The following is a 24216-nucleotide window of genomic DNA, read 5'->3' as shown; positions in this document are numbered from 1 at the left end:
GTTTTTCTCACTTAAATGGCAGGGAATGCGTTAGTTTTTTTCATTTCTTACAACCTAACTTTTGCCTTACATTACGCCCAAATTACCCCTTCTCCTTTTCACTAATGTGAACTTTGATGAGTACGCAACATGCAAACTTTTGAACTTGCTATCTTCTTGCAGTTTTTTCTCGGTTTGGTCGCCGCAGTAAACCCTGTTGGTATCATGCCTGTGTTTGTGTCACTAACCGGGCATATGACACCAGACGAAAAGCGCAATACGGCAACAACAGCAAATGTGGCTGTTGCGATCATCCTGATCATTTCGCTTTTTGCTGGTCAGTTACTGTTAGACATGTTCAGTATTTCTCTGGATTCGTTTCGTGTGGCTGGCGGGTTGCTATTACTTAGCATCGCATTCTCGATGATGAGCGGTAAACTGGGGGAAGATAAGCAGAACAAACAAGAGAAAACGGAATACGTCAGTCGTGAACAGATTGGTGTGGTCCCTCTTGCAATGCCTTTAATGGCAGGTCCTGGTGCAATCAGTTCGACTATTGTTTATGGTGCACGCTACCCAAGCATGTTCGATACCTTGGGCATTAGTATTACGATTGGTTTGTTCTGCCTTTGTTCATGGCTATTGTTCCGCTCTGCCCCATTGATCGTACGATTTTTAGGTCAAACTGGAATCAACGTCATTACTCGTATCATGGGTTTGATATTGGGCGCGCTTGGCATAGAGTTCATTGCGAATGGCTTACGCAACTTATTTCCAGGATTAGCCTGAGTTTCTATAAAATTGTATGATAGAGCGATTCAACAATGGATCGCTTTGTCATGACGACTGACTCTCTTAAACATACTCTATATGTCACCATTTTTGGTACTCATACCAAAGCTGGTAAAACGTTCGATATTGCTCTCATTATCGCGATCATCAGTTCGTTAATCGTACTGGTGTTAGATTCGATACCCTCCGTTCGGGCCGAGTGGGAAAAAGAGCTGAAGTTTATTGAATACACATTTACTGGCCTATTCACGATTGAATACCTTCTAAGGCTTTATTGCTCCCCCAAACCTGCCGCCTACGCAAAGAGTTTTTATGGTGTCGTCGATTTACTTGCGATTTTGCCCACTTATTTAGCACTCTTCTTCCCATCCGCTTCGTTTATGGGTGTGATCAGGGCGCTGCGAGTGATGCGAATATTCCGCATACTCAAGTTAGTCCGATACCTCCAAGAGTCCAATATTCTCTTACGTTCACTGCTTATGGCGCGCAGAAAGATTTTTATCTTCTTTAGCTCCGTCGCCATTATGGTAACGATTTTCGGCTCATTGATTTTTATCATTGAAGGACCTGAAAACGGATTTACTAGCATTCCTAAAAGTATTTATTGGGCGATCGTGACCATCACAACGGTTGGGTATGGTGACTTGGTCCCTCAAACAGACCTAGGTAAAGGGCTTGCATCACTCACCATGTTACTGGGTTATTCCATTTTGGCGGTACCTACAGGTATTTTCACGGCCGAACTGCACCAAGAGATGCAATCGCACAAAGTATTGGTGAAATGCCCAAACTGCTCCCACGCAGGGCACGACTCTGACGCAATTTACTGTAAACATTGTGGTAGTGAACTAGCCGATCCAGACAAAAGAGTCGTTCGAACGGAAGACGACGCATGAAAAAAGAGCTCCCTAAGGAGCTCTTTTATTTTGTCATCAAATAAAGGATTGATGTGATTATGCTTTCTCAGACAGAATAATTCGCAGAGTACGACGCAATGGCTCCGCAGCACCCCAAAGCAGTTGGTCACCAACAGTGAAAGCATTTAGGAAATCATCACCCATTGCCATCTTACGTAAACGACCCACTGGTACAGACATTGTGCCCGTAACTTTTGCCGGTGTTAGCTCTTGAGCAGTGATGTCACGGTCGTTAGGAATCACTTTCACCCAATCGTTATGAGTGGCGATGATTTCTTCGATTTCGTCCATTGGTACATTTTGTTTAAGCTTGATAGTAAGTGCTTGAGAGTGACAACGCATCGCGCCAATACGCACACAAGTACCGTCAATTGGGACAGGTGAACTTTGAGAACCCAAAATTTTATTCGCCTCGGCGCCCGCTTTCCACTCTTCTTTACTCTGACCATTATCGCGCTTCACATCGATCCATGGGATCAACGAACCAGCTAGTGGCACACCGAATTTATCGGTAGGGAAAGAGCCGCTGCGCATTGTATCCGCGACTTTCTTATCGATATCTAGGATAGAGCTTGATGGGTTTGCAAGTTCAGAGCTAACAGAGTCATTGATAACGCCCATTTGCGAGATCAACTCACGCATATTTTGCGCACCAGCACCAGATGCGGCTTGATAAGTCATTGCGCTTGTCCACTCAACAAGGCCTTTCTCAAATAGACCACCTAGCCCCATTAGCATTAAACTAACCGTACAGTTACCACCGACAAATGTGTTCGTGCCACCGTGGATGCCTTGTTGGATTTGCTTTAAGTTCACTGGATCAAGTGTGATGATCGAATCTTCAGCCATACGTAGCGTAGAGGCCGCGTCAATCCAGTAGCCTTTCCAACCAGCCTGACGAAGTGCAGGGAAAACTTTTTCTGTGTAGCTACCACCTTGACAGGTGATTACCGCATCAAGCTGTTTTAAGCTTTCAATATCATACGCGTCTTGCAGTAAGCCTGCGTCTTTTCCTAAGTTAGGAGCAGGAATACCAACTTGAGAAGTACTGTAGAATACTGGTTCGATTAGGTCGAAGTCTTTCTCTTCAACCATACGCTGCATAAGGACTGAACCAACCATACCGCGCCAACCAACTAAACCAACTCTCATCGTATTAACTCTCCATGTATTAAAAAACCTACCCCATAGTTAATTTTTCACAGCAAAATCTCAACCCCTATTTTGTAAATAAGCGCGTTTTTTAACCTTTTCCTCTGAAAAACCGGGTTACACGAGATTTTTTAGTGTTTGGTTTGCGGTTTTAACCATTTTTCAAGTAGGGAAAGCACTTTAGTCCCCTAATTGGTCTTACCACTCAATGAGAAAATAACACATGAAGCACAATAATTTCACATTACACAACATTTAAAACCAAAAAAGTTAAAACAAACTAACAGTTAATTTCACAAGCAAACGTTTTTACCGACGAACATCAAGATAAAACACCAAATGTTCGAAATATAATTTTTGTTAATGTATGTTATGCGCGATTACAACAAGGAGCGCCTTCCTCTATTGCTCCAAGATTGACAGAGGCACATATGAAGCAAGTTACACCACGCCTACCAAGCTTGATACAGGTATTTATCTCGCTCGGTTTATTTCTCCTGCTGGCATTTTCGTTCACAGCCAAGCTAGACCTACCGATTCAGCTAGCGCTATACATCGGTTGGTTCATTGTCATGATATTGGGCATAAAGCTTGGCCATCAGTATAAAGATCTGGAAAAAGCAGCACTAAATGGCATTTCCAATGGACTTGGAGCCGTTTTAATCCTTTTGGCCGTTGGCGCGCTTGTAGGTACTTGGATCTCTGGTGGTATTGTTCCAACCATTATTTACTACGGCCTTAAAGCAATCCACCCTTCCATCTTTTTGCTCGCGACCATGATCATCTGTTCATTGACTGCGCTAGCGACTGGCACATCTTGGGGTGCGGCTGGCACGGCAGGTATTGCAATGATGGGTATCGGTCAAGGTCTTGGTGTTCCTGCGCCAATCACTGCAGGTGCCGTACTTTCAGGCTGTTACTTTGGTGACAAAATGTCGCCTCTATCGGATTCAGTAATCCTTGCTTCATCTATGTCTAACGTTGAAGTGATGGAACATATTAAAGGCATGTTGCCGATAGCACTCATTAGCTACATTATTACAGGCATTATGTTTACTGCATTTGGCTTCCACTACGCAGGTCAAGTTGACATGAGCCAGGTAGACTCTGTCATTAAAGCGATGGAACAGCAGTTCTACATCACCCCTTACTCATTTGTTCCTGTGATCATCGTATTGTCACTTCTAGCGATGCGTATGCCTTCATTCCCAGTGATCAGTTTTGGTTCTCTGCTAGGTATTATTTGGGCAGTGATGATCCAAGATGTCGATTTCCTAACCGCGTTCAACACGGCTTGGGCTCCGTTTGCAATCTCATCTGGCGTAGATTTCATTGACTCAATCCTTAACCGTGGCGGCATGTCTTCAATGCTTGGGTCGGTAGCGGTTATCGTATTCGGCCTTGGTTTTGGCGGTCTACTAGATAAAGTAGGCGTGCTAGAGACTATCGCGAAGCTGTTTGAAAAACGCGTTCAAAGTGCAGGTTCATTGGCAACAAGCACAATTGGTACGGCCTTTATGGGCAACGTATTTGGTTCAGCGATGTACGTTTCACTTATTCTGACCCCAAAAATCTGTGCGAAGAACTATGACCGTCTAGGCTACAAACGTAAGAATTTGTCTCGTAACGCAGAATTTGGCGGCACGCTAACCTCAGGTATGGTCCCTTGGAGTGACAACGGTATCTACATGGCCAGTATTTTGGGTGTTGCTACACTGTCTTATGCCCCGTTCATGTGGCTGAGTTTTGTATGTATCATCGTAACGATCTTCACTTCTTACATGGGTTGGTTTGTTGATAAGTGCGAACCAACAGCAGAAGCAGTTGAAGAAGCTGAAGGCGAATTAAAGCAGCAAACCGCTTAACTTCGCAGAGATAGGAAGAACCTCCCTTCCGAATTCAATACTAAAAAAGAGCGCTTTAAAGCGCTCTTTTTTTATTTCCAAAACAAATCGTTAGCTTTGTTTGACTGGCGTTTTCACGGCTGCACGCTTCCCAAACCAATAGCCCAATCCAAGCGGTGCAAAGAATATAACGGCAATGAACAGAATAAAGTAGATGATGGTACTTTTGACAAGTTCAATCAGCTTAGTCATGGCGAGATTCACAACCTCTTGCGACACTCGATCCATATCTTGAGCAAACTTCTCGCGCTCATGGGTAATGATCTGTGCGATTTCTTGGCGCTCTCTGGCAACCATCAGCTCTATAGCTTGGCGTTCTTCACCCAACTGAGATAAACGCGCCTCCGTCCTTTGATCGATATCGTCAACCAAAGGTTGTAACTCCAGCGCCATTTGTTCTGCCAAATAGCGCATGTACTCTGGGTTGTTATCGATAAAATCCCTCATCGAATCAGCGGTAACTTGCAAACTATTGAGCGCCGCATTGACTTTTTCGATACTGGCAGAGCTATTCAAGGCCAACAACTGCGCTTTCCACGTCATAATTTTTGGTGTCTGCTCTGATACCAGACTTAGACGATCAGAGACATCCCCGAGTGCTTCTGGCATCGTGCCTAGCGTTGTAACGGCTTCCTCTTCGCTAATTTGGTTTGCATCTAACCACCTACGGTAAGCCGGAGTCCTAATCATGCTTAAATCAGCGAATGGATGCTGCTTGGCGAACTCTGCAACAAACGTTTTTGTCTTGATGTATGCTTCTTTCTTCAATAAAGATTGAGCCAGTTTATCTACCTCTTTCGCTAAATAAACGGAAACTAACTTGGCCTCATCAGACGCAAAGAGCTCATTACCAGAAGCGGTAATAAAAAACTGTTCCATTTGTAGCGTGAAAGTCCATGTATCAATCAGTGCAGCCATTGGGGACACTTGGTATGCAGAAGCTTGGATGCCTTCTTCAGCATTTATCTTCCAAAGTAAAATATAAGATTGATGAACTTTATCATGAGGCTCATATTGTTCGTGTAGTGCATCTGCTGCTTGCTCAACCTGAGCAAAAAACTGCTGCGCGTACTCACGAGTCAAAAGACGCATATTGAGCTCTTGTTTTGTAAGAGGGACGGTTTGACTCTCGATCTTGACTTCGAGCAGGGAGCACCCTGAAAGCATCATAACCAGCCCTATCAACATCATTGAAGACATTCGGCGAACGGACATGAAAACACCTTTAACAAATTGTATAGAACAGGAATAAAGCGAACTAAGTCATATAGTTCGAGCCTTTATTACCTCAACTCTTATGACATTAAGTCAGAGCAATATCAATCTGTTAGCGCTTCTGTTATCTTTTCACTATTGAGAACATTATTAGCAAAAAGTATGGTTTGTTTTAGGACATCATCTAAACATGCCAACTTCTCTTCCGGCACTTTTTGCCCTTGTTTAATCAACAGTTCAATATCACCCGAAATACAGTGCAGTGGCATTGCACCTAAACTCCCTGAGACCCCTTTAAGGCTGTGTGCGGCTCTTTGCGCTTGCTCTTTATCCTCTTCTAACAGCTGATACATTTTAGTGCCATCGCCAGAGTGGTCCTGAATAAAGACCTCCAGTAACATCCGCACAGCGCCCTCGTCACCAGACAGAGAATCTAACATTTTATTGATATCTATGTACGGCTCACGTTCCACTACTTCCACTTGTGATGAATTCACCTCATTACAACTTTTTTCGTTCATTTGGACGTTTTGAAAATTTTCTGACTGATCTGAGGGAACAATGTTAGCTCCATTTTCATCATCGCCAACTTGCTCTGACTTTTTATCATCGGTTCTGGGTAGTGGTATCGGTTGAATCGTTTTTGGGGAGAAGGCTCCCCATGAAATGAGGAAAAGGAGCAAACCACTGATTACAGACAACCAAACAATAAAAGTCATTAGCTTCTGTTCCAACTGATCATTTATCGAAGTTAACTGGTTCGGGAAATCTGGATTAAGCAGTTGATTAGATAAATAACTGCCCTGTGCCTGAGCAGATAGTGCGCTTGAGGTTTGAGCAAGCTGGCGCTGAAGAGCGCTTCGCTCTTCGGGAGAGAGCGTCTCTGATTCAATAAAAAGTCGGTCTAAGTCACGGTAAGTATCGCTATTCGTTGCAGAGTCACTAAAGACAGACTCAAAAACAAGCGCACCTAAGCGATAGTACATTGCCTGAATTTGCTCAGAGTTTTCTGTTCGAGCACGGCTGCTTCGTAACTGTTCTGCTAACGAAACCAATTCACTGTCACTTCTTACAAAAGCTCGAGCACTTTCTAAAAATCGGTCGGTCGTATAAAGTAATTGAGTGATGTCTGGTGTGATTTTCCCTTCAGAAAACTCACTTTCAAGCTGTAAGCGAACTGCATAAGCCAACTGAAGTTTCAGTGAAATTTGGTCGACGTGTTTAACACGGTAAGGCAGATCGAAGTTAAAAAAGTGCCTGACTTCTTCAACTTTACTTCCTAACTCATTTACAGTCGAAATCGTTTGAATCGTTTGTTTGGCTTGCAGCCAAATGCCAAGTGCTAAAACACTCCACAAAACGAACCAGAACCAAACAAACCGCCGTATTCCTTCTTTTAGCTTCAGCAACACTTGCCCCTCGCATATCTCCATTAATTACAAGCATATACTATGGATGTTTCTTATTCACATAAAAAAAGAGAGCCGTTTGCTCTCTTTATTTAACGATATGATTTTAATTGCGACTTAACTGATCTTTTAGATTTGGAGGCGTCCCTTTAATCGTTAAGGTATCCGTCTCTGGATCATAAAAAATACGCTCACCAAGTAAGAGACTATCGAAGCTAATATTCAAACCACCACCAGCTCCAACAAATTTAGTCAGTTTGCGAACCGTCGCACGATCACCTGGGAAAGACTCTTCAAGTTCGTACCCTTGCTCTTTGGTGAAATCCATAAAGCTCGTGCCATCTTGGCTTTGAGGAAGCTCTCCGGAAAGTTCTGAGATTTGAACTTCATCACCGGATTTAATTTGCTCATTGCAGTAGTCGTAAACTTGTTTCTTGTACTCGTTCACTTCTTGCTTTTCTAGCTTCGAGTCAGCACAAAAATCATCCACCGCCTGCATCAACACTAAGTTTTGTTGTTTAGTATCTAAGCCAATATCCGCTTGCAGAAAATCTAGGAAGAAGTCCGCCACTTTACGGCCAACGCGTCCTTTAATGTATTGTAGATAACGATTGGATTCCTTGTCGGTCTCGTAGCTCGACAGGTCGATGCGTGCGGCAATATCCATTTTGGTGATATCTAAGTAATCTGTCGCACTGATGTCCAAACCTTCGGTCACTTTTAAACTTTGATTCATTGGTAGGATACCGATGAACAAGTAGTCCGTTGCTAAACTCTGATACTCAGCGAAAACCAAGATACCTTCATCCGAAAATGGGTACTTAATCAACTCTTCTTTCAAGCGATTTGCACTAATTTGTGAGAAGTCGTAAAAATCTCGCTCTCCTTTGCGCATTTCTTGAAGCCAAAATTGAAATTCGCTGTCTGACTGGAAAGCGCCAAAACCTTTACCAGCTTTAGAATGGAATACTCGGTGAAGCTCAGCGACTAAGTTTTCTGTAGATGCATCGTTCTCTAATGATGCTGGACGAAAGTTTACAACCAGCTCGTCCTGATCGTTTTTGCACAGTTGATGCAGAATAACGTTTGAAAGATGAAGACTCATAGTGATTTTATCTTGCTACAAGGTTTTAGTTGATGGGCATTGTAGGTTATCATAAGCCGCTTTTACTATCATTATTAGAGTCTTTATGCCGATTACATCTAAATATACTGACGAGCAAGTAGAAAAAATTCTTGCTGAAGTAGCAACAGTTCTTGAAAAACACGCTGCTTCTCCTGAGTTGACGCTAATGATTGCCGGAAATATCGCAACCAATGTCTTAAATCAACGTGTTGCTGCTTCACAACGCAAAGCGATTGCTGAAAAATTTGCTCAGGCGCTGATGTCTTCTTTAGAAACACCAAAAACACACTAATCACGGACAATAGAACACATACATGGTAGACAGCGGAAACTCATACGGCGAACGTGTATCTCGACTAGTTGGTTGGGGTCACTGGTTTGCATTCTTCAATATCGTTGCATCGATGTTGATAGGCACACGCTACATTGTTCAGTCTCCTTGGCCCGAGACGTTACTTGGTCAGTTTTATCTGGCGGTTTCTTGGGTTGGTCACTTTGGCTTTCTAGTTTTCGCACTTTACTTGCTTGTTCTATTCCCGTTGACGTTTATCCTGCCATCGCGGAAATTGTTCCGTTTGGTGGCAGTGATTTTCGCAACCGTTGGGCAAACCATATTATTAATTGATACCCAAGCGTATCAGTCGATCAATTTGCACTTAACTCCCGTTGTCTGGGAGTTACTATTCAGCGAAGACAAAAGTGCACTCAGCACTGACCTACAACATTTATTTGTTGTGATGCCGCTGATCTTCCTTATTCAACTCGCACTATCCGAATGGGTATGGCGAAAACAGCGCAAACTATCTCATAAGCACGTAGGACGCCCTCTCGCGGCCGTCTTTTTCCTCAGCTTTATGACCAGCCATTTGGTTTACATTTGGGCAGATGCGTATTTTTATAACCCAATTACTAGCCAGCGTTCAAACTTCCCGTTGTCTTACCCGATGACGGCGAAGAGTTTTATGGAAAAACATGGTCTACTTGACCGTGAGGAATACCTAAAACGTTTAGCAGAAAACGAAGGCAACGTAGAGTTAGTCAACTATCCTCTTGAAAAGCTTGAGTTTAACCGCCGAGTTAATAAGCTCAATGTGTTGATGATCAGCATAAACAATTTACGAGCGGATGCGCTTAACCAAGAAGAGATGCCTAACCTCTATGAGTTTGCTGAAAACAATCAGAACTTCCGTAATCATTACAGCTCAAGTAATGATACATACGGGGCCTTTGGTTTGTTCTATGGCTTACCGACTAGTTATGCATCAAGCATCAAGGCGCAAGGTGCGTCCCCAGTATTGCTCGATGTACTGAAAGAGCAGGGCTACAACTTTGGTTTATTCAGTGGCAGTGGGTTTGAAGATGATCTCTACTCAGAAATTATTTTCCGCGACTTGAACTTAGCGGAAGACCTAGATGGCACGCAAGCTCATACCGATAAACAATCTATCGCAAACTGGAATACATGGTTAGCAGAGAAAGCAAGTCAGCCATGGTTTAGTTACATCGAAGTCACCACCGTTGATAATTTTGAATCGATTCCTTCAAATAATGACGAAGAAATGCCCGCAAGTGAGCGATTCAAAAAAGCTTATGAATATGCAGTGAAGTCGGCGGATAGAACTATCGCCGGTATTATTGATGAACTAGAAACGACGGGACAACTGACAAACACCATCGTAATCATCACTTCTAATCACGGTAGTGAATTTAACGAAACCAATACGAACAGCTGGGGAGCAAACAGCAACTACAGCCGTTATCAATTACAAGTTCCGATGGTGATCCATTGGCCTGGAATGCTGGCTGGCGAATTTAATCACAGCACAAGTCACTTGGACCTCTCGGTTACACTGTTGCAAGATATGCTCGGCGTATCTTCCAACCCATATGATTACAGTAGTGGTCGCAACCTATTCGATGAAAGTCGTCGTCGCTGGATCTTGGCGGGCGATACTCGCGAGCTTGCCTTAATTACTAGCTCGCAAACCACAGTGATCGATAAGTTTGGCAACTACAAGCTGTATGACAAAAACTACAAACGACTTCGAGATGATGCACCTAAGTTGCCAGTTTTGATGCAAGGTTTAACTGAGTTACAGCGTTTTTATTCTAAAAACGATTAATACCTAGCAATCCATATACTATTCAAACTCCCCTTTTTGGGGAGTTTTTGTTTATTTAAACAACACAAACCACAAATTTGCGCAGTAAACATCCAATCAGTTCAACTAGGGGTTTACAACATTTTCAAAGCCTTATATTATGCGCCTCAACAACGGAGAGATGGCTGAGTGGTTGAAAGCACCGGTCTTGAAAACCGGCATACGTTAATAGCGTATCTAGGGTTCAAATGCCTATCTCTCCGCCACTTTTAGAAAAAGCCCGCTAAGAAATTAGCGGGCTTTTTCGAATCTCCAGACTTAAAAGATTTGTACAAATCACTTATCACTTCTTGAACGCAACTAAGCACTCCGCCACACTCCGAAAGAACCCACAAAAAATTAATGCCCTTTTCGTTCGTTCCAGTGTTGAATCAATTTGATATTTACATCTAGTTGTATCTACTCATCAATAAAGACTTCTTTAGCGGCATTGATAAGCTGCAAATGGATTGGGACGAGGTCAGCATGATTCGTTCGATATCCACCTCCAACGACAGCTGCGACAGGGATACCTCGAGATTTCACTGTTTGCATTAAAAATCTATCACGTTCTAAAATCCCTTGAGTCGACACATCAAAATATCCAAGCTCATCGTCTTGATGTATATCGACACCAGCATCGTAGATAACTAAATCAGGGCGATGAAGATTAAGTGCCATATCGACCACTTCTTTAAACGCCATTAAAAAATCCTCATCACCTGTCCCTCGCACCAAAGGCACATCGAGGTCAGACTGAGGCTTCCTCGCTGGGAAGTTTTTATCACAGTGGAAAGAAAGCGTGATGATATCTGGCTCATCGTCACATAAAGTTGCTGTTCCATCCCCATGGTGAACATCACTATCAATGATCAATACTTTATCGACATGCTCGACTTCGAGCGCTTGCCTGGCCGCGATCACTAAGTCATTAAATAAACAAAAACCACTGCCAAACTCTTTGTGTGCGTGGTGATACCCACCACTCAAATGAATGGCCACACCGTACTCAAGTGCCTTTTTTGCGGTCAGAGCCGTGCCCGCTGCTGAAGTTAGCGTTCTGGTAATGAGAGACTCACTCCAAGGAAAACCTATTCGGCGCATCTTCGCAGCTGGCATGTTTCCACTAACAAGTAACTCGACGTATTCCTCGTCATGAACACGTTTTACTTCCCCAACAGTTAATGCTTCGGGCTGGAAAAACTGCGCGTGCTCTTTCCAGTTATCTTTCTCTATATGCACCAATACCGATTCATAGAGGTACTGGTATTTCATAATTGGGTAACGATGCCCCTCTGGCAACTCAAGTTGAGAATAAATCGGGTGGTAGATAAATGGCAGCATGAGAAATTCTTAATAACAATGGTAACGAAATAGTATCAACTTCAAGGGTTGAATAAAACGCAATTTAATTGATAATGATTTTCAATATTAATTAAATTTAATATACATATGAATTCTACTTTCTTTGCTATTCTCGGCGCACTGTTTGGCTCTCTTTGTGCTCTGTCCCTATTTTCATCTCTTGTTGTTAGTGCGTGGTGGTTGGTTGATTTTATTGTGCTTAGCTAACACAATGACTTTCAACTGAAATCAAAAAAACATAGGTGTTTGTATGAGTCAAACCGTCTTTATTACCGGAGCAAATCGCGGCATTGGCCTTAGCTTAACTGAGCTGTACCTGAAGCAAGGCCACCAAGTACATGCTACTAGCCGTTCCTTAGAGAACAGTTCAGAACTACAAACTCTAGCCTCACAATTCAGCAATCTGGTTTTGCACGAACTGGATGTCACGCACTACGAACAAGTCGCTAAGCTTGCCGATAAACTCCCTGCCATCGACTTACTCATCAATAATGCAGGATATTACGGTCCCAAGGGATATGGCTTTGGAAATACTGACGTAGAAGCATGGCGTAAAGTCTTCGAAGTAAACACCATTGCTCCGTTAAAACTGGTTGAGTACTGTTACCCTCGCTTACAACAAGGCAAGATGAAAAAGATTGCTTGTATCTCATCAAAAGTCGGCAGTATGACCGAAAATACGTCCGGCGGCGGCTATATTTATCGCTCATCGAAAGCGGCGCTTAACTCGGTTGTGAAAAGCTTAAGTAATGATTTAACACCTGAAGGATTTACCGTTTTAGCGCTTCACCCTGGTTGGGTAAAAACGGCGATGGGCGGGCCAAATGCTTTGATAGATACGCAAACCTCCGCGCAAGGCCTAGCGAACGTGATAGAACTGAGCACACCGCAGCTTTCAGGTCGATTTATTAACTACGATGGTACTGAGTTACCTTGGTAGCAGCATTAAGACACAACCATCACTAAACCAAATACCATCAAAGCCATGCTTCATAATCGTGACTTGGTTGGCAAACATAATGTTCATCAGTGATCCACCAGCATAATTCGCGCAATCTAACTTGAATTTATCTACATCCAATCCAGACTTAGGAAAAAGTAGAACAAATAAGGAGAAAGCACGATGGCAGCAGATAGGGATTTGGTTAATTTTAGCGAAGAGCACGAACTAAATTACTGCTTGAGAAGTGCTGGTAAACGCCAAACTCAAGCGAATCGAGATACATTAGTTGACTTGGGCAACCAGGTGAAAGAGGTACTGGACAAACGCGTGTTAACTCAAGGTGAAGTAAGAGGCGCGATCCAAAACCACGGTGATCTGTTCGAGTAATCTATTTTCAAGCATGCGCGGAGTTTAATTACGCCGCGCTTGTCCTATGCCTGCTTACCTTTGGTTGCACGAGATTTAGTCGCGCCACCGTTCTTTGAATAACTGCGCTTTTTACGTTTAAACGCAGGACGTTCCACCTTGGGTAGATGACGTAATGAATCAGGGATAGGCCCTGCTTTTACTTGTGCCATCAAGCTATCAATGCGTTGTTCCAGTGCTTGCATGAACGGCTGATATGCTTGATTTCTCTCTGCCATACCTTGTAACTGGTGCTCCCAATGAGCCGTCATATCAGGGTATGTTGAATCTTCTGGCAAGGCATGAATGAGACCTCTTCCCGCAGGAGAACTGAGAATTGACTTACCTTGACGCGTAAGCAGTTGGCGTTTGAACAGCGTGTCCAAAATACCAGCGCGAGTCGCTTCCGTGCCTAGCCCATCAGTGTCACGAAGGATTTTTTTCAGTTCTTTATCCGCAACATAACGGGCGATCCCGGTCATCGCTTGCAACAGCGATGCCTCGGTAAAATGCTTTGGTGGCTCGGTTTTTCGGTCTTTTATTTCCCCTTCACGACAAGTTAACACGGTGCCTTCGGGTAGCGGTGGCACGGCATCAATACCTTCATCTTCCTTGTCAGTTTTGCCCATTAGCGCTTTCCAACCCGGCGAAACTAACTGACGACCTTTCGCGACAAACGTACCACCAGCGATATCGAAAACCAATTTCGCTTCTGCGTAAACCGCCGCCGGATAGAACTGCATGAGGTACTGGCGCGCAATCAATTGATACACTTTCATCTCATTGCCGGAAAGCGCATTCACATTAGCTTGCTTCGGTGTAGGGATAATCGCATGGTGCGCATCCACTTTTTTATCGTTCCAGGCTTTGGACTTTAATGTTAAGTCTGCTCCCTGAACGGCAACTTGCAACTCTTTTGCGTTATTCGCAATAGCAGTTGTCACCGTCCCTGCTTGTGAGTAGTGTTCCATTGGTAAATAGCGACAATCTGAACGCGGGTAAGTGATCAGCTTGTGCTTTTCATACAATGCCTGACAAGTATCTAGTACTTGTTGCGCACTCATACCATAGCGCTTCGCGGCATCGATCTGTAAGGCAGATAACGAATAAGGTAATGGTGCTGATTGCTTGGTTTGCTTTTGTTCCGACTCTGTTACTTTTGCGGGTTGATTTGCGATACGGTTTGCAACATTTTCCACCAACTTACGGTTTAATACTCGACCTTCTTCGTCCTGCCAAGGCTTGCATGCCTCACTTGGCTTCCAACGAGCACGAATATCAAAAGTACCATTGGCATCTTGATATGGGATCAGAGCATGTAGGGTAAAATAGTCCTTCGGGACAAAGTTTTCGATTTCTTCATCACGACGCACCACTAAGCCAAGAACTGGCGTTTGCACTCGCCCTACCGAGAGAACACCTTGATACCCTGCTTTTTGACCAAGCAAGGTATAAGCACGAGACATGTTCATACCATACAGCCAATCAGCCCGAGAGCGGGCCAATGCTGAAACTGAAAGTGGGATAAACTCGCGATTACTGCGCATAGAACTGAGAGCACGTTTAACCGCAGGTAAGTTCAAGTCGGAAATCAACAAACGCTGTGTAGATTCCTTCTTGGTTTTAGATAACTTGCAATAGTCCAGAACTTCATCAACTAACAGCTGACCCTCTCGATCTGGGTCTCCTGCATGAATGACTTCGTTAGCTTCTTTGAGCAATTTACGAATCACTGTTAATTGCTTACTTGCACTTTTCCTCGGTCTGAGCTGCCATTGCTGCGGAACAATTGGTAAATCTGCCATATTCCACTTTTTATAACGCTCATCGTAAGCGTCGGGTTCGACTTGTTCGAGTAAGTGGCCGATACACCAAGTAACGATATCCCCGTTCCCACAGCGGATGAATCCTTGATCTTTCTTTTGAGGGTTTGGCAGTGCAGCGGCAATCGCACGGCCTAAACTTGGTTTTTCAGCAATAAACAGACGAGACATAACGTTTTGGAAATAAATATAATTAGGGCCACATTATCGAATGTAGCCCTAATAAATCAAGAAACACTGTATAAATAAACAGTCAGTTTATTTAAGTTTTTAGTTATAGGAATTCAACAAACTGAGAAAGGTCACGCTCAGGAACTTTCATCGGTGTACAACCAGGCGTGCCTAAGTACAAGAAACCAACAATCTCATCGTCACCCTCTAAACCAAATGCTTGATGAACTTCTGGATGGAACATCCACTTACCTGAGCGCCAAAACCCTTGAAAGCCTTGCGCTACGGCTGCCATTTGCATCGCTTGTACAGCGCATCCCGCAGATAAGTGTTGCTCTAGTGCTGGTACTTTCTCATGTTCTGTTACTTTAGCAATCACCGTGATCACCATTGGTGCGCGAAATGGGGCATTCTTTACCTTTTCGACCACCGCTTCATCACTATTTTCAGCTTCTGCCGCTTTTACCAATATATCTGACAGTTTTTTCAAACCATCGCCCTGTGCGATAACGAAACGCCAAGGGGTTAATCCCGCATGGTCAGGCGCACGAAGGCCAGCACGAATGATGTTCTCAAGTGCTTTACCTTCTGGTGCAGGCGCGGATAACTTCGCGATAGATCGGCGATTGAGCAAAAGATCGAGAGCGTCCATGAAAGAATCCTTATTGAAGATCGTTGTTATTTTGTTTACGCCACTTTAGCACAATCTGCTCCTGCGAATAACAACCGGTTCTCTGTGGGCTTGATAACGTGCTTCACTTAACATCAATCTGGGTTTAATGTTAATTTATTCGCGAAATGAATAAGTTAAACATAGGCAGGTTGATGAACAAGGACAAACAAAACAGCATTTACGAAAAGATCGTTAATGACGAAGATGCCCGTGCCTGTAAGGCGATTCCTGAATCAGCTTGTCATCAAGTTCCCGGCAACTTTCTTAAAATCATTCTCGCTCAGTTTTTAACGAAAGTCGGCGATGCGTTAATCAATCCTAAAGTCACGTTGCCGTGGATACTACAAAGTCTCGGGGCTCCGGTTTACTTAATTGGTTGGCTGGTTCCTATTCGTGAGTCAGGCTCCCTTATCCCACAACTTAGCATCGCGCACTACATCCGACGCATTCCAGTAAGAAAATGGGTCTGGGTAATTGGCAGCATCTTGCAGGCTCTTTCCATATTTGCAATCGGATTGGTCGCATTAACTCTAACAGGAGCAGCTGCGGGTTATGGTGTGATTGCATGTCTTGTGATCTTCAGCCTCTCACGCGGTTTAAATTCCGTCGCATCAAAAGATGTATTGGGCAAAACCATCCCTAAAAACCAACGAGGTCAAGTCAACGGCTGGTCTTCAAGCGCTGCTGGCCTGGTTACGCTGCTTTTCGCTAGCCTTCTGGCACTAGCCTGGTTATGGGACGTAGAGCCGACAGAGCGCTTTTACGGTCTGAGTTTAGGCTTAGCGGGCGTCATATGGCTCATCGCGGCATTAGTCTATGCGCGAATTAATGAGTATGCCGGTGAGGTAGACGGTGGTCGAAATGGCGTCCTCGAAGCATTTAAACAACTCGCGTTACTTAAGACAGACGTGACCTTTCGTCGATTCGTTATCACGCGGACACTATTTTTATGTTCTGCGCTGAGTGCACCGTACTACGTTGTGCTGGCACAGCAATCTCTGGGTGGACAGCTCTGGGTGCTAGCTCTCTTTATGTTTGCGAGTGGCTTAGCCTCCTTTGTGTCAAGTCCTTTCTGGGGAAGAATGTCCGATCGCTCTAGCCGCAGTGTGATGGTCATAGGCGCAATGATGAGCGCGCTACTTGGTGTTGTGTTATTTGTTTACGATACATGGGTCACCGCTAGCCAAAGCTTCCTATTCGTGATTCCTCTGCTTTACTTTTGTGTTTGTATTGCCCACGACGGAATACGAGTCGGACGAAAAACCTATTTAGTTGATATCGCAGAAGGTGACAAACGGACGAGCTATGTAGCCGTGAGTAACACAGTGGTTGGGATAATGCTGCTTCTAATGAGCTCTCTTGGTGTTATGTCGAACTTCTTGAGCCTTTCAGCTGTGGTGTTAGTGTTCTCTTTTATTACTTTTGCTGGCGTGGTAATGGCCAAACAACTGCCAGATATCAGTGACTAGTTCTATACAAAAAAGCTGCGCTCAAAGCGCAGCTTTTATGGTAAACACACATTAAAAGGCTAGAGTTTTACCGCCAATTTAACACCTTGACGAATCGCACGCACAGCATCAAGTTCACCCGCATGGTCAGCTCCGCCAATGATATGAACCTTCTCTCCAAGTTCAGACCATTTATCTTCAAACGGACGTACAGACTCTTGCCCAGCACAAATGATAACTTTGTCTGCATTAAGTACCTGCGCGCTTCCGTCTACATGAATGTGCAAACCTTGATCATCAATTTTATCGTAAGACACACCACCGACTAAATGTACGCCCCGTTTTTCAAGGGTACGTTTATGGATCCAACCTGTCGTTTTACCCGGACCTTTACCTACACGACCTTTACGACGCTGAAGTACCCAGACTTCTTTATCGCTAACCGCATCAGGGTAAGGGTATAAACCACCCGGCTGAGACATCTCCTTGTCGATTCCCCATTCATGCAACCAGTCATCCAACGTTTGTCCAACTGGCTCTGTGAGCATGGTCGCGACATCTACGCCAATGCCACCAGCACCAACGATAGCCACTTTCTCACCGACTGGCGTTTTGTCTCGAATGAGAGTTTGATAGTCGACGACTTTCTCTGGGTTATCAATTCCATCAATATTGACTTTACGTGGCTCAACACCCGATGCCATCACTATCTCATCGTACTCTGTGAGTAAGTCATAGTTCGCTTCCGTCGATAAGTGCAGATTTACGCCTGTTTCATCAATACGGTTAGCGAAATATCGTATCGTCTCTCGAAACTCTTCCTTACCAGGGATCTGCATCGCAAGACGGAACTGACCACCGATGCGGTCGTTCTTTTCGAACAAATCAACCTTATGGCCACGTTCAGCCAGTGTGGTCGCACAAGCCAAGCCCGCAGGTCCAGCACCAACAACTGCAATGTTTTTCTTTTTAAAGGCTGGTTCAACAACAATTTCGGTTTCATAGCACGCTAGAGGGTTCACTAAGCAACTGGCGCGCTTACCTTTAAACACGTTATCTAGACACGCCTGATTACAACCAATACACGTATTAATAAGCTGCGCTTTTTCCTGTTCGGCTTTAGCAACAAAGTAAGGATCGGCCAAGAATGGGCGCGCCATCGAAACCATGTCGGCATGACCTGAAGATAAAATACGTTCTGCTTCATCTGGCGTATTTATACGGTTGCAAGTGATAATAGGAACCGAAACGTGAGGTTTAACTTTTTCCGTAACCCATGTAAACGCACCACGTGGTACTTGAGTCGCAATGGTCGGAATTCGAGCCTCATGCCAACCGATACCCGTATTAATAATCGTGACGCCAGCCTCTTCAAGTGCTTTCGCCAATTCGATAACGTCTTCAAAAGTGCTGCCCTGCTCGACAAGATCCAGCATAGAAAGACGGAAGATGATGATGAACTTGTCACCCACCGCCTTGCGTACCGCTTTAACAATTTCTAGCGGAAAACGCATACGTTTTTTATAGCTGCCACCCCATTCGTCGTAACGCATATTAGTACGTTTACATAAGAATTGGTTTATCAAGTAACCTTCCGAGCCCATTAACTCGACGCCATCATAACCAGCAAGCTGTGCTAACTCCGCACTATTAGCAAACGCGTCGATGGTTTTCTTTATCTGGCGGTCGCTCATTTCACTCGGAGCAAACTTTGCAATCGGCGCTTTAATGCCAGATGCACTTTGCGAGAATGGATGCATTGCATAACGCCCAGCATGGAGAATTTGCAACGCAATTTTACCACCGTGCTTGTGCACCGCTTCTGTCACAACTTTATGGGCTTTAGCATGTTTTGGCTTGCTGAATTCAGCACTCAACGGGTGTAAACGACCGCGTAAGTTAGGAGAAAAACCTCCGGTTACAATCAGTCCGACACCGCCTTTCGCGCGTTCTTCATAAAAAGCAGCGAGCTTCTGTAATCCTTCTTTGTGCTCTTCTAAGCCAGTGTGCATTGATCCCATCAGAACTCGGTTTCGTAATTGTGTGAAACCGAGGTCCAGTGGCTTTAATAGGTTTGGGTACATGGCAGACATCACTTAACATCCATTGTTATTATCATGGTCTGACCAGATTAAGCCTGCTCAACCAAAAAATCAAACAAGCGTTTACATTTTTGTAACACCGATCAATCTCGTGTGAAAATATGCCAATTGTTGAGTGGTCGTGATAAGCTAAAAAAATGTTATCTTTTGAGATCTTAGAGATAAGAACCCATACTTTGTTAGACTCGGCGTAACTATCTCGTTATGGAGACAAGATGAAAAAACTCTTCAAATTTATTGGTTTGATATTTAAAGGGATATGGAAAAGTATCACTTTCATCAGACTCGCACTAGCAAACCTAATTTTCTTGCTGATGATTGCCGTTTTCTACTTTGCCTTTACTTATACCGGAGACGGTCAACCTGTCGTCGAAAAAGAATCGGCATTGGTGATGAACCTTTCAGGCCCAATTGTCGAACAAAGACGTTATGTAAACCCAATGGACTCTTTTGCTGGTTCCCTTTTGGGTAATGAGCTACCGAAAGAAAACGTCCTTTTCGATATCGTTGATACTATTCGCTACGCGAAAGACGATCCTAAAGTGTCTGGATTAGTGCTAGCACTGCGAGACATGCCAGAAACAAATCTCACGAAACTACGTTACATCGCGAAAGCGTTGAACGAATTTAAAGCATCAGGCAAACCCGTTTACGCCGTAGGTGATTTCTACAACCAAAGCCAATATTACTTGGCAAGTTACGCCGATAAAGTTTATCTGGCACCTGATGGTGGTGTATTGATTAAAGGTTACAGCGCTTACTCAATGTACTACAAAACGTTACTTGAAAAGCTTGACGTTTCTACTCATGTTTTTCGCGTAGGTACTTATAAATCCGCTATCGAACCTTTTATTCGTGATGACATGTCCGATGCGGCGAAAGAGTCAGCAACACGTTGGGTTACTCAATTATGGAGTGCTTTTGTTGATGACGTAACAACAAACCGAAACATTGATGCGAAAGTGCTTAATCCAACCATGGATGAACTGATTAACGAGATGAAGTCTGTAAATGGCGATATTGCTCAGCTCGCAGTCAAATTGGGGCTAGTGGATGAACTTGCGACACGCCAAGACATTCGCACTCTATTCGCAAAACAGTTTGGTAGCGACGGCAAAGACAGCTACAACGCGATTGGTTACTACGACTACCTTGCAACGATTCGTCCCGATTACACACTACCTCAGCACGACATCGCCGTTGTTCTAGCAAGTGGCGCGATTATGGACGGGCAACAACCTCGCGGAACTGTTGGTGGTGACACAGTCGCAAGCTTGCTGCGTCAAGCACGCAATGATGAAAAAGTGAAAGCGGTCGTATTACGAGTAGATAGTCCAGGAGGCAGTGCCTTTGCTTCTGAAGTGATTCGTAACGAAGTAGAAGCTCTGAAGCAAGCAGGTAAGCCGGTTGTTGTATCCATGTCGAGTTTGGCTGCTTCTGGTGGTTATTGGATTTCAATGAGCGCAGACAAAATCGTTGCTCAGCCAACAACCCTGACGGGCTCCATTGGTATATTTAGTGTCATCACCACGTTTGAAAAAGGCTTTAGCAAGTTAGGTATTAACACTGATGGCGTTGGCACATCGCCGTTCTCAGGTGACGGTATTACCACTGGCCTTTCTGAAGGCGCGTCTCAAGTGTTCCAATTAGGTATCGAACACGGTTACAAGCGCTTTATTTCTCTAGTTGGCGAGAATCGCGATATGTCTCTAGAGGAAGTTGACAAGGTTGCTCAAGGTCGAGTTTGGACTGGCCAAGATGCACTATCCTTTGGTCTTGTCGATCAAATGGGTGACTTTGATGATGCTGTAGAGCTAGCGGCGAAACTAGCGAACGTAACCGATTACGGCATTTACTGGGTAGAAGAGCCTCTTTCACCTACTGAACTATTTCTACAAGAGTTTATGAAACAGGTGAAAGTCTCTCTAGGTATTGATGCAACAAGCTTGCTACCAAAAAGTCTTCAACCCGTAGCTCAACAATTCGAACAAGACGCAAGCTTGCTCCAAAGCTTCAACGATCCTAAAGGTCAATACGCATTTTGTTTAAACTGCCAAGTGCAGTAGTTTTTCCATCAATATTACAAAGGGCACTTCTACTTGAAGTGCCCTTTTTATTAGGCTTTGCATCTCCTCAGATGACTTTCTGATGCTGTGCGTATAGCCTCGCATCTCAAGGTTATTTAGGTATATAATCCCCGCCTCTGTTCCCCTACACGAAAGAAAAAACGATGACTAGAAAACACATCTACATCGCTTACACCGGTGGTACCATCGGAATGCAAAAATCCGACCACGGCTATGTGCCTGTTGCTGGCTTTATGGAAAAGCAATTAGCAAGCATGCCAGAATTCCATCGTCCTGAAATGCCGGATTACACCATCCACGAATACGACCCTCTGATTGACTCATCAGATATGACACCTGCTGACTGGCAGCAGATTGCGAATGATATTCGTGACAACTATGACAAATACGATGGTTTCGTTATCCTACATGGTACTGACACCATGGCGTACACAGCGTCCGCATTGTCTTTCATGCTTGAAAACCTTGGTAAGCCAGTGATTGTAACGGGTTCACAAATCCCTCTCGCAGAGCTGCGTTCTGACGGCCAAGCAAACCTATTAAACGCGCTACATATTGCGGCAAACTACCCGATCAACGAAGTAACTTTGTTCTTCAATAATCAATTGATGCGTGGTAACCGCAGCACAAAATCTCATGCAGACGGTTTTAATGCCTTTACTTCACCAAACCTTCCTCCACTATTGGAAGCTGGGATCAATATTCAAGTTAGCAACAGCATAACCGTTGGTGCACAACCAGAAGGTGAGTTTAAGGTTCACAACATCACGCCACAACCAATCGGCGTGATCACCATGTACCCTGGTATTTCACACGAAGTTATCCGCAACACGCTTCGTCAGCCCGTGAATGCGATGATTCTTCTGACTTTTGGTGTCGGCAATGCTCCTCAGAACCCTGAGCTGCTTGGTCACCTGAAAGAAGCCTCTGAGCGCGGCGTTATTGTTGTCAACCTGACTCAGTGTTTGGCAGGTAAAGTGAATATGGGCGGATATGCCACAGGTTGTGCGCTCGCAGACTCTGGTGTTATCAGTGGCTTTGACATGACGCCCGAAGCGGCGCTGGCAAAACTACACTACCTTCTAAGCCAAAACCTTTCATACGAAGAAGTAAAAGAGAGAATGCAACAAGTACTGCGTGGTGAAATGAGCCTGTAAGTAAGTTCAAGCTTTCTACGATCTAAAAAGCCCAATACAATTTGGGCTTTTTTCTTTCAAAATCAAAATAATAAAATTTTGAGAAATAAGGCGAAAGGATTAATCAATGTTCGGATTGACACGAACAATATCGCTCTCTTCTCCGCTGAATTGTTTTTTAAGCTCTTGTTTTGATTTAAAACTGATTTCACCACCGACTGCAACCGTCATATGCTGCGCATCAGTATTATGTTTTGATTGATACAACATCACAGCTTGCATACACGAATCTCGCTGCTCTTTAGAAAGTGTTGTACCCTCAGGCCATCTTCCCGTTTCTACTGCATACACTAAGCGATCATAAACTTCTGGAGTCATCGCTTGTAATAGTTGTTCTGCGTCCATAGTGTACCTTCTTATTACATTCTATTTACAGAACATAACGGGTTAAGAAACTGAGTCAAGAATACGAAAATGAATTGGTGTAACGGATCACAAGCAAAGCCATGAAAAGAACAAACTGGTTACTTCTCAGCCTCGCATGTTTTGTGCTATCGGGCTGTTTTGAAGGTAACGTGACAACCGAAGAGTTGTGCCAAAAAACACCAGAACTGCGTTGCGAGCAGCTCAATATGGATGACGGCCAATGTCGAATTCCAAGAACAAATTTGGTTTGGCATCGGTTTGAGCAATTGAAAAACCCATCGGAAGCAAACCAAATCATCGAATACGGTCTGGTCGCTGAATATAGGAAATGCTTAGAACTCGCCTCCCAGATCACCCCTATTGATCAAAGTGCTCTCAAAAGACAACGCTTTAATGCATTGGTACACAGTATTGATGAGCTAGAGCGCATTGTAAACGAGTTAAAAGGCTCAGAAGACCCGGCTACTTTGTATTTCTTATGGTCTCAAACGGGAGATACTCAAGCTCGGCGCGCATTTTTACAAATGGAAGGGTCTCCCCAATTAAATAATGCTGAGATGCAATATGCATTAGCCACTTTTTATACCAACCGAGATACCAAGAAAACCCTGGAGCTTCTTAATAACGCGTTGTCTTTATCTGATGAAGACAACATCAATCCGGTCATTCTCAAGTCAATGGCAAGTATTCATCAGGGGCTTGGAGACAAAGAGCAAGCGTATCTATGGGCAATGGTCGCGAAGAGATTCGACGTACCGCTTGCTGATGAAAAGCAGCTCCAACGTATGTTCAATTTCAGTCATCCAGAGCGATATAAGCAGTTGGATGAATTAGCCGAATCGGTGGCGAAAGCCATAGAGAAAGGTATCTATTCCCCAGCAATGATACCCAGTGAGATATAAACGAAAAACTCCCGCAATGAGCGGGAGTTTTTATTTAAGTCGAGCGACACTCAGATCACTGTTGAGCATGAATCATCCTGAAAGGATAAAACAATCTCGA

The 24216-nt window shown here is 44.1% G+C and carries 20 protein-coding genes and 1 tRNA gene; 12 read left to right on the top strand and 9 right to left on the bottom strand.

Annotated features, from left to right (window positions below; all coding sequences use genetic code 11):
* Positions 1-129 precede the first annotated feature (129 nt).
* Positions 130-768 carry a YchE family NAAT transporter gene (locus R7Q47_RS14195; protein WP_065274724.1) on the top strand — a complete coding sequence of 213 codons (639 nt, stop codon included), beginning with the start codon at positions 130-132 and terminating at the stop codon, positions 766-768.
* Between the two features lie 35 nt (positions 769-803).
* Positions 804-1667, top strand: a complete 864-nt coding sequence (locus tag R7Q47_RS14190) for an ion transporter (RefSeq protein ID WP_005380728.1) — start codon at positions 804-806, stop codon at positions 1665-1667.
* 57 nt (positions 1668-1724) lie between these two features.
* On the opposite strand, the gene asd is transcribed toward R7Q47_RS14190, so the two are convergent.
* The gene (gene asd / locus R7Q47_RS14185) at positions 1725-2840 is read right to left on the bottom strand and encodes an aspartate-semialdehyde dehydrogenase (protein ID WP_005380727.1); all 1116 of its coding nucleotides are present in this window, start codon (positions 2838-2840) and stop codon (positions 1725-1727) included.
* A 431-nt stretch (positions 2841-3271) separates the two neighbouring features.
* On the opposite strand from asd, the gene nhaC reads away from it, so the two are divergent.
* Positions 3272-4705 carry a Na+/H+ antiporter NhaC gene (nhaC, locus tag R7Q47_RS14180; RefSeq protein ID WP_005380726.1) on the top strand — a complete coding sequence of 478 codons (1434 nt, stop codon included), beginning with the start codon at positions 3272-3274 and terminating at the stop codon, positions 4703-4705.
* 90 nt (positions 4706-4795) lie between these two features.
* Here nhaC and R7Q47_RS14175 read toward each other — a convergent pair whose 3' ends face one another.
* From R7Q47_RS14175 to yejK, 3 genes are all read right to left on the bottom strand, one after another.
* Positions 4796-5959, bottom strand: a complete 1164-nt coding sequence (locus R7Q47_RS14175) for a hypothetical protein (protein ID WP_017821147.1) — start codon at positions 5957-5959, stop codon at positions 4796-4798.
* Between the two features lie 104 nt (positions 5960-6063).
* Positions 6064-7392, bottom strand: coding sequence for an Hpt domain-containing protein (locus tag R7Q47_RS14170; protein ID WP_154205124.1), 1329 nt, complete (start codon positions 7390-7392; stop codon positions 6064-6066).
* Between the two features lie 82 nt (positions 7393-7474).
* Positions 7475-8473 (bottom strand): nucleoid-associated protein YejK, encoded by a 999-nt coding sequence (gene yejK, locus R7Q47_RS14165; protein ID WP_154205123.1) that lies wholly within the window; start codon positions 8471-8473, stop codon positions 7475-7477.
* An 85-nt stretch (positions 8474-8558) separates the two neighbouring features.
* Here yejK and R7Q47_RS14160 point away from each other — a divergent pair, with 85 nt between their 5' ends.
* The 3 genes from R7Q47_RS14160 (at position 8559) to R7Q47_RS14150 (ending at position 10862) form a co-directional block, all read left to right on the top strand.
* The gene (locus tag R7Q47_RS14160) at positions 8559-8786 is read left to right on the top strand and encodes a YejL family protein (RefSeq protein ID WP_005380722.1); all 228 of its coding nucleotides are present in this window, start codon (positions 8559-8561) and stop codon (positions 8784-8786) included.
* Between the two features lie 22 nt (positions 8787-8808).
* The gene (locus tag R7Q47_RS14155) at positions 8809-10617 is read left to right on the top strand and encodes a DUF3413 domain-containing protein (RefSeq protein ID WP_154205122.1); all 1809 of its coding nucleotides are present in this window, start codon (positions 8809-8811) and stop codon (positions 10615-10617) included.
* A gap of 154 nt (positions 10618-10771) precedes the next feature.
* Positions 10772-10862: transfer RNA gene (locus R7Q47_RS14150), tRNA-Ser, on the top strand.
* A 193-nt stretch (positions 10863-11055) separates the two neighbouring features.
* Here the strand turns inward: R7Q47_RS14150 and R7Q47_RS14145 are convergent.
* A complete protein-coding gene (locus tag R7Q47_RS14145; protein WP_053304185.1) occupies positions 11056-11979 on the bottom strand; it encodes a histone deacetylase in 924 nt (307 codons plus the stop codon).
* Positions 11980-12250: 271 nt separating this feature from the next.
* On the opposite strand from R7Q47_RS14145, the gene R7Q47_RS14140 reads away from it, so the two are divergent.
* Together R7Q47_RS14140 and R7Q47_RS14135 are read left to right on the top strand one after the other, a co-directional pair.
* Positions 12251-12940 (top strand): SDR family oxidoreductase, encoded by a 690-nt coding sequence (locus tag R7Q47_RS14140; protein WP_005384911.1) that lies wholly within the window; start codon positions 12251-12253, stop codon positions 12938-12940.
* A 183-nt stretch (positions 12941-13123) separates the two neighbouring features.
* Positions 13124-13330, top strand: coding sequence for a hypothetical protein (locus R7Q47_RS14135; RefSeq protein ID WP_005380717.1), 207 nt, complete (start codon positions 13124-13126; stop codon positions 13328-13330).
* Between the two features lie 44 nt (positions 13331-13374).
* Here the strand turns inward: R7Q47_RS14135 and R7Q47_RS14130 are convergent, their stop codons facing one another.
* Together R7Q47_RS14130 and R7Q47_RS14125 are read right to left on the bottom strand one after the other, a co-directional pair.
* Positions 13375-15342 carry a DNA topoisomerase III gene (locus R7Q47_RS14130; protein ID WP_017821143.1) on the bottom strand — a complete coding sequence of 656 codons (1968 nt, stop codon included), beginning with the start codon at positions 15340-15342 and terminating at the stop codon, positions 13375-13377.
* 103 nt (positions 15343-15445) lie between these two features.
* The gene (locus R7Q47_RS14125) at positions 15446-15994 is read right to left on the bottom strand and encodes an NAD(P)H nitroreductase (protein WP_005380711.1); all 549 of its coding nucleotides are present in this window, start codon (positions 15992-15994) and stop codon (positions 15446-15448) included.
* Positions 15995-16167: 173 nt separating this feature from the next.
* On the opposite strand from R7Q47_RS14125, the gene R7Q47_RS14120 reads away from it, so the two are divergent.
* Entirely contained in the window at positions 16168-17484 is a 1317-nt protein-coding gene (locus tag R7Q47_RS14120; protein WP_318089174.1) for an MFS transporter, read from the top strand.
* A 59-nt stretch (positions 17485-17543) separates the two neighbouring features.
* Here the strand turns inward: R7Q47_RS14120 and R7Q47_RS14115 are convergent, their stop codons facing one another.
* Positions 17544-19556 carry an NADPH-dependent 2,4-dienoyl-CoA reductase gene (locus R7Q47_RS14115; RefSeq protein WP_213901806.1) on the bottom strand — a complete coding sequence of 671 codons (2013 nt, stop codon included), beginning with the start codon at positions 19554-19556 and terminating at the stop codon, positions 17544-17546.
* 224 nt (positions 19557-19780) lie between these two features.
* On the opposite strand from R7Q47_RS14115, the gene sppA reads away from it, so the two are divergent.
* Complete coding sequence (sppA, locus tag R7Q47_RS14110) at positions 19781-21631, top strand: signal peptide peptidase SppA (RefSeq protein ID WP_005380705.1); 1851 nt, start codon at positions 19781-19783, stop codon at positions 21629-21631.
* Between the two features lie 164 nt (positions 21632-21795).
* Positions 21796-22809, top strand: coding sequence for an asparaginase (ansA, locus tag R7Q47_RS14105; protein WP_005384922.1), 1014 nt, complete (start codon positions 21796-21798; stop codon positions 22807-22809).
* Between the two features lie 99 nt (positions 22810-22908).
* Here the strand turns inward: ansA and R7Q47_RS14100 are convergent, their stop codons facing one another.
* Positions 22909-23193, bottom strand: coding sequence for a YeaC family protein (locus tag R7Q47_RS14100; protein ID WP_005384924.1), 285 nt, complete (start codon positions 23191-23193; stop codon positions 22909-22911).
* Between the two features lie 101 nt (positions 23194-23294).
* Here R7Q47_RS14100 and R7Q47_RS14095 point away from each other — a divergent pair, with 101 nt between their 5' ends.
* On the top strand, positions 23295-24116 hold the full coding sequence (locus R7Q47_RS14095) for a DUF2989 domain-containing protein (protein ID WP_005384926.1): 822 nt from the start codon (positions 23295-23297) through the stop codon (positions 24114-24116).
* Positions 24117-24216: the final 100 nt, after the last annotated feature.

The sequence above is a fragment of the Vibrio sp. Vb0349 genome (assembly GCF_033338975.1).
This window is presented reverse-complemented; position numbering and strand designations above follow the sequence as displayed.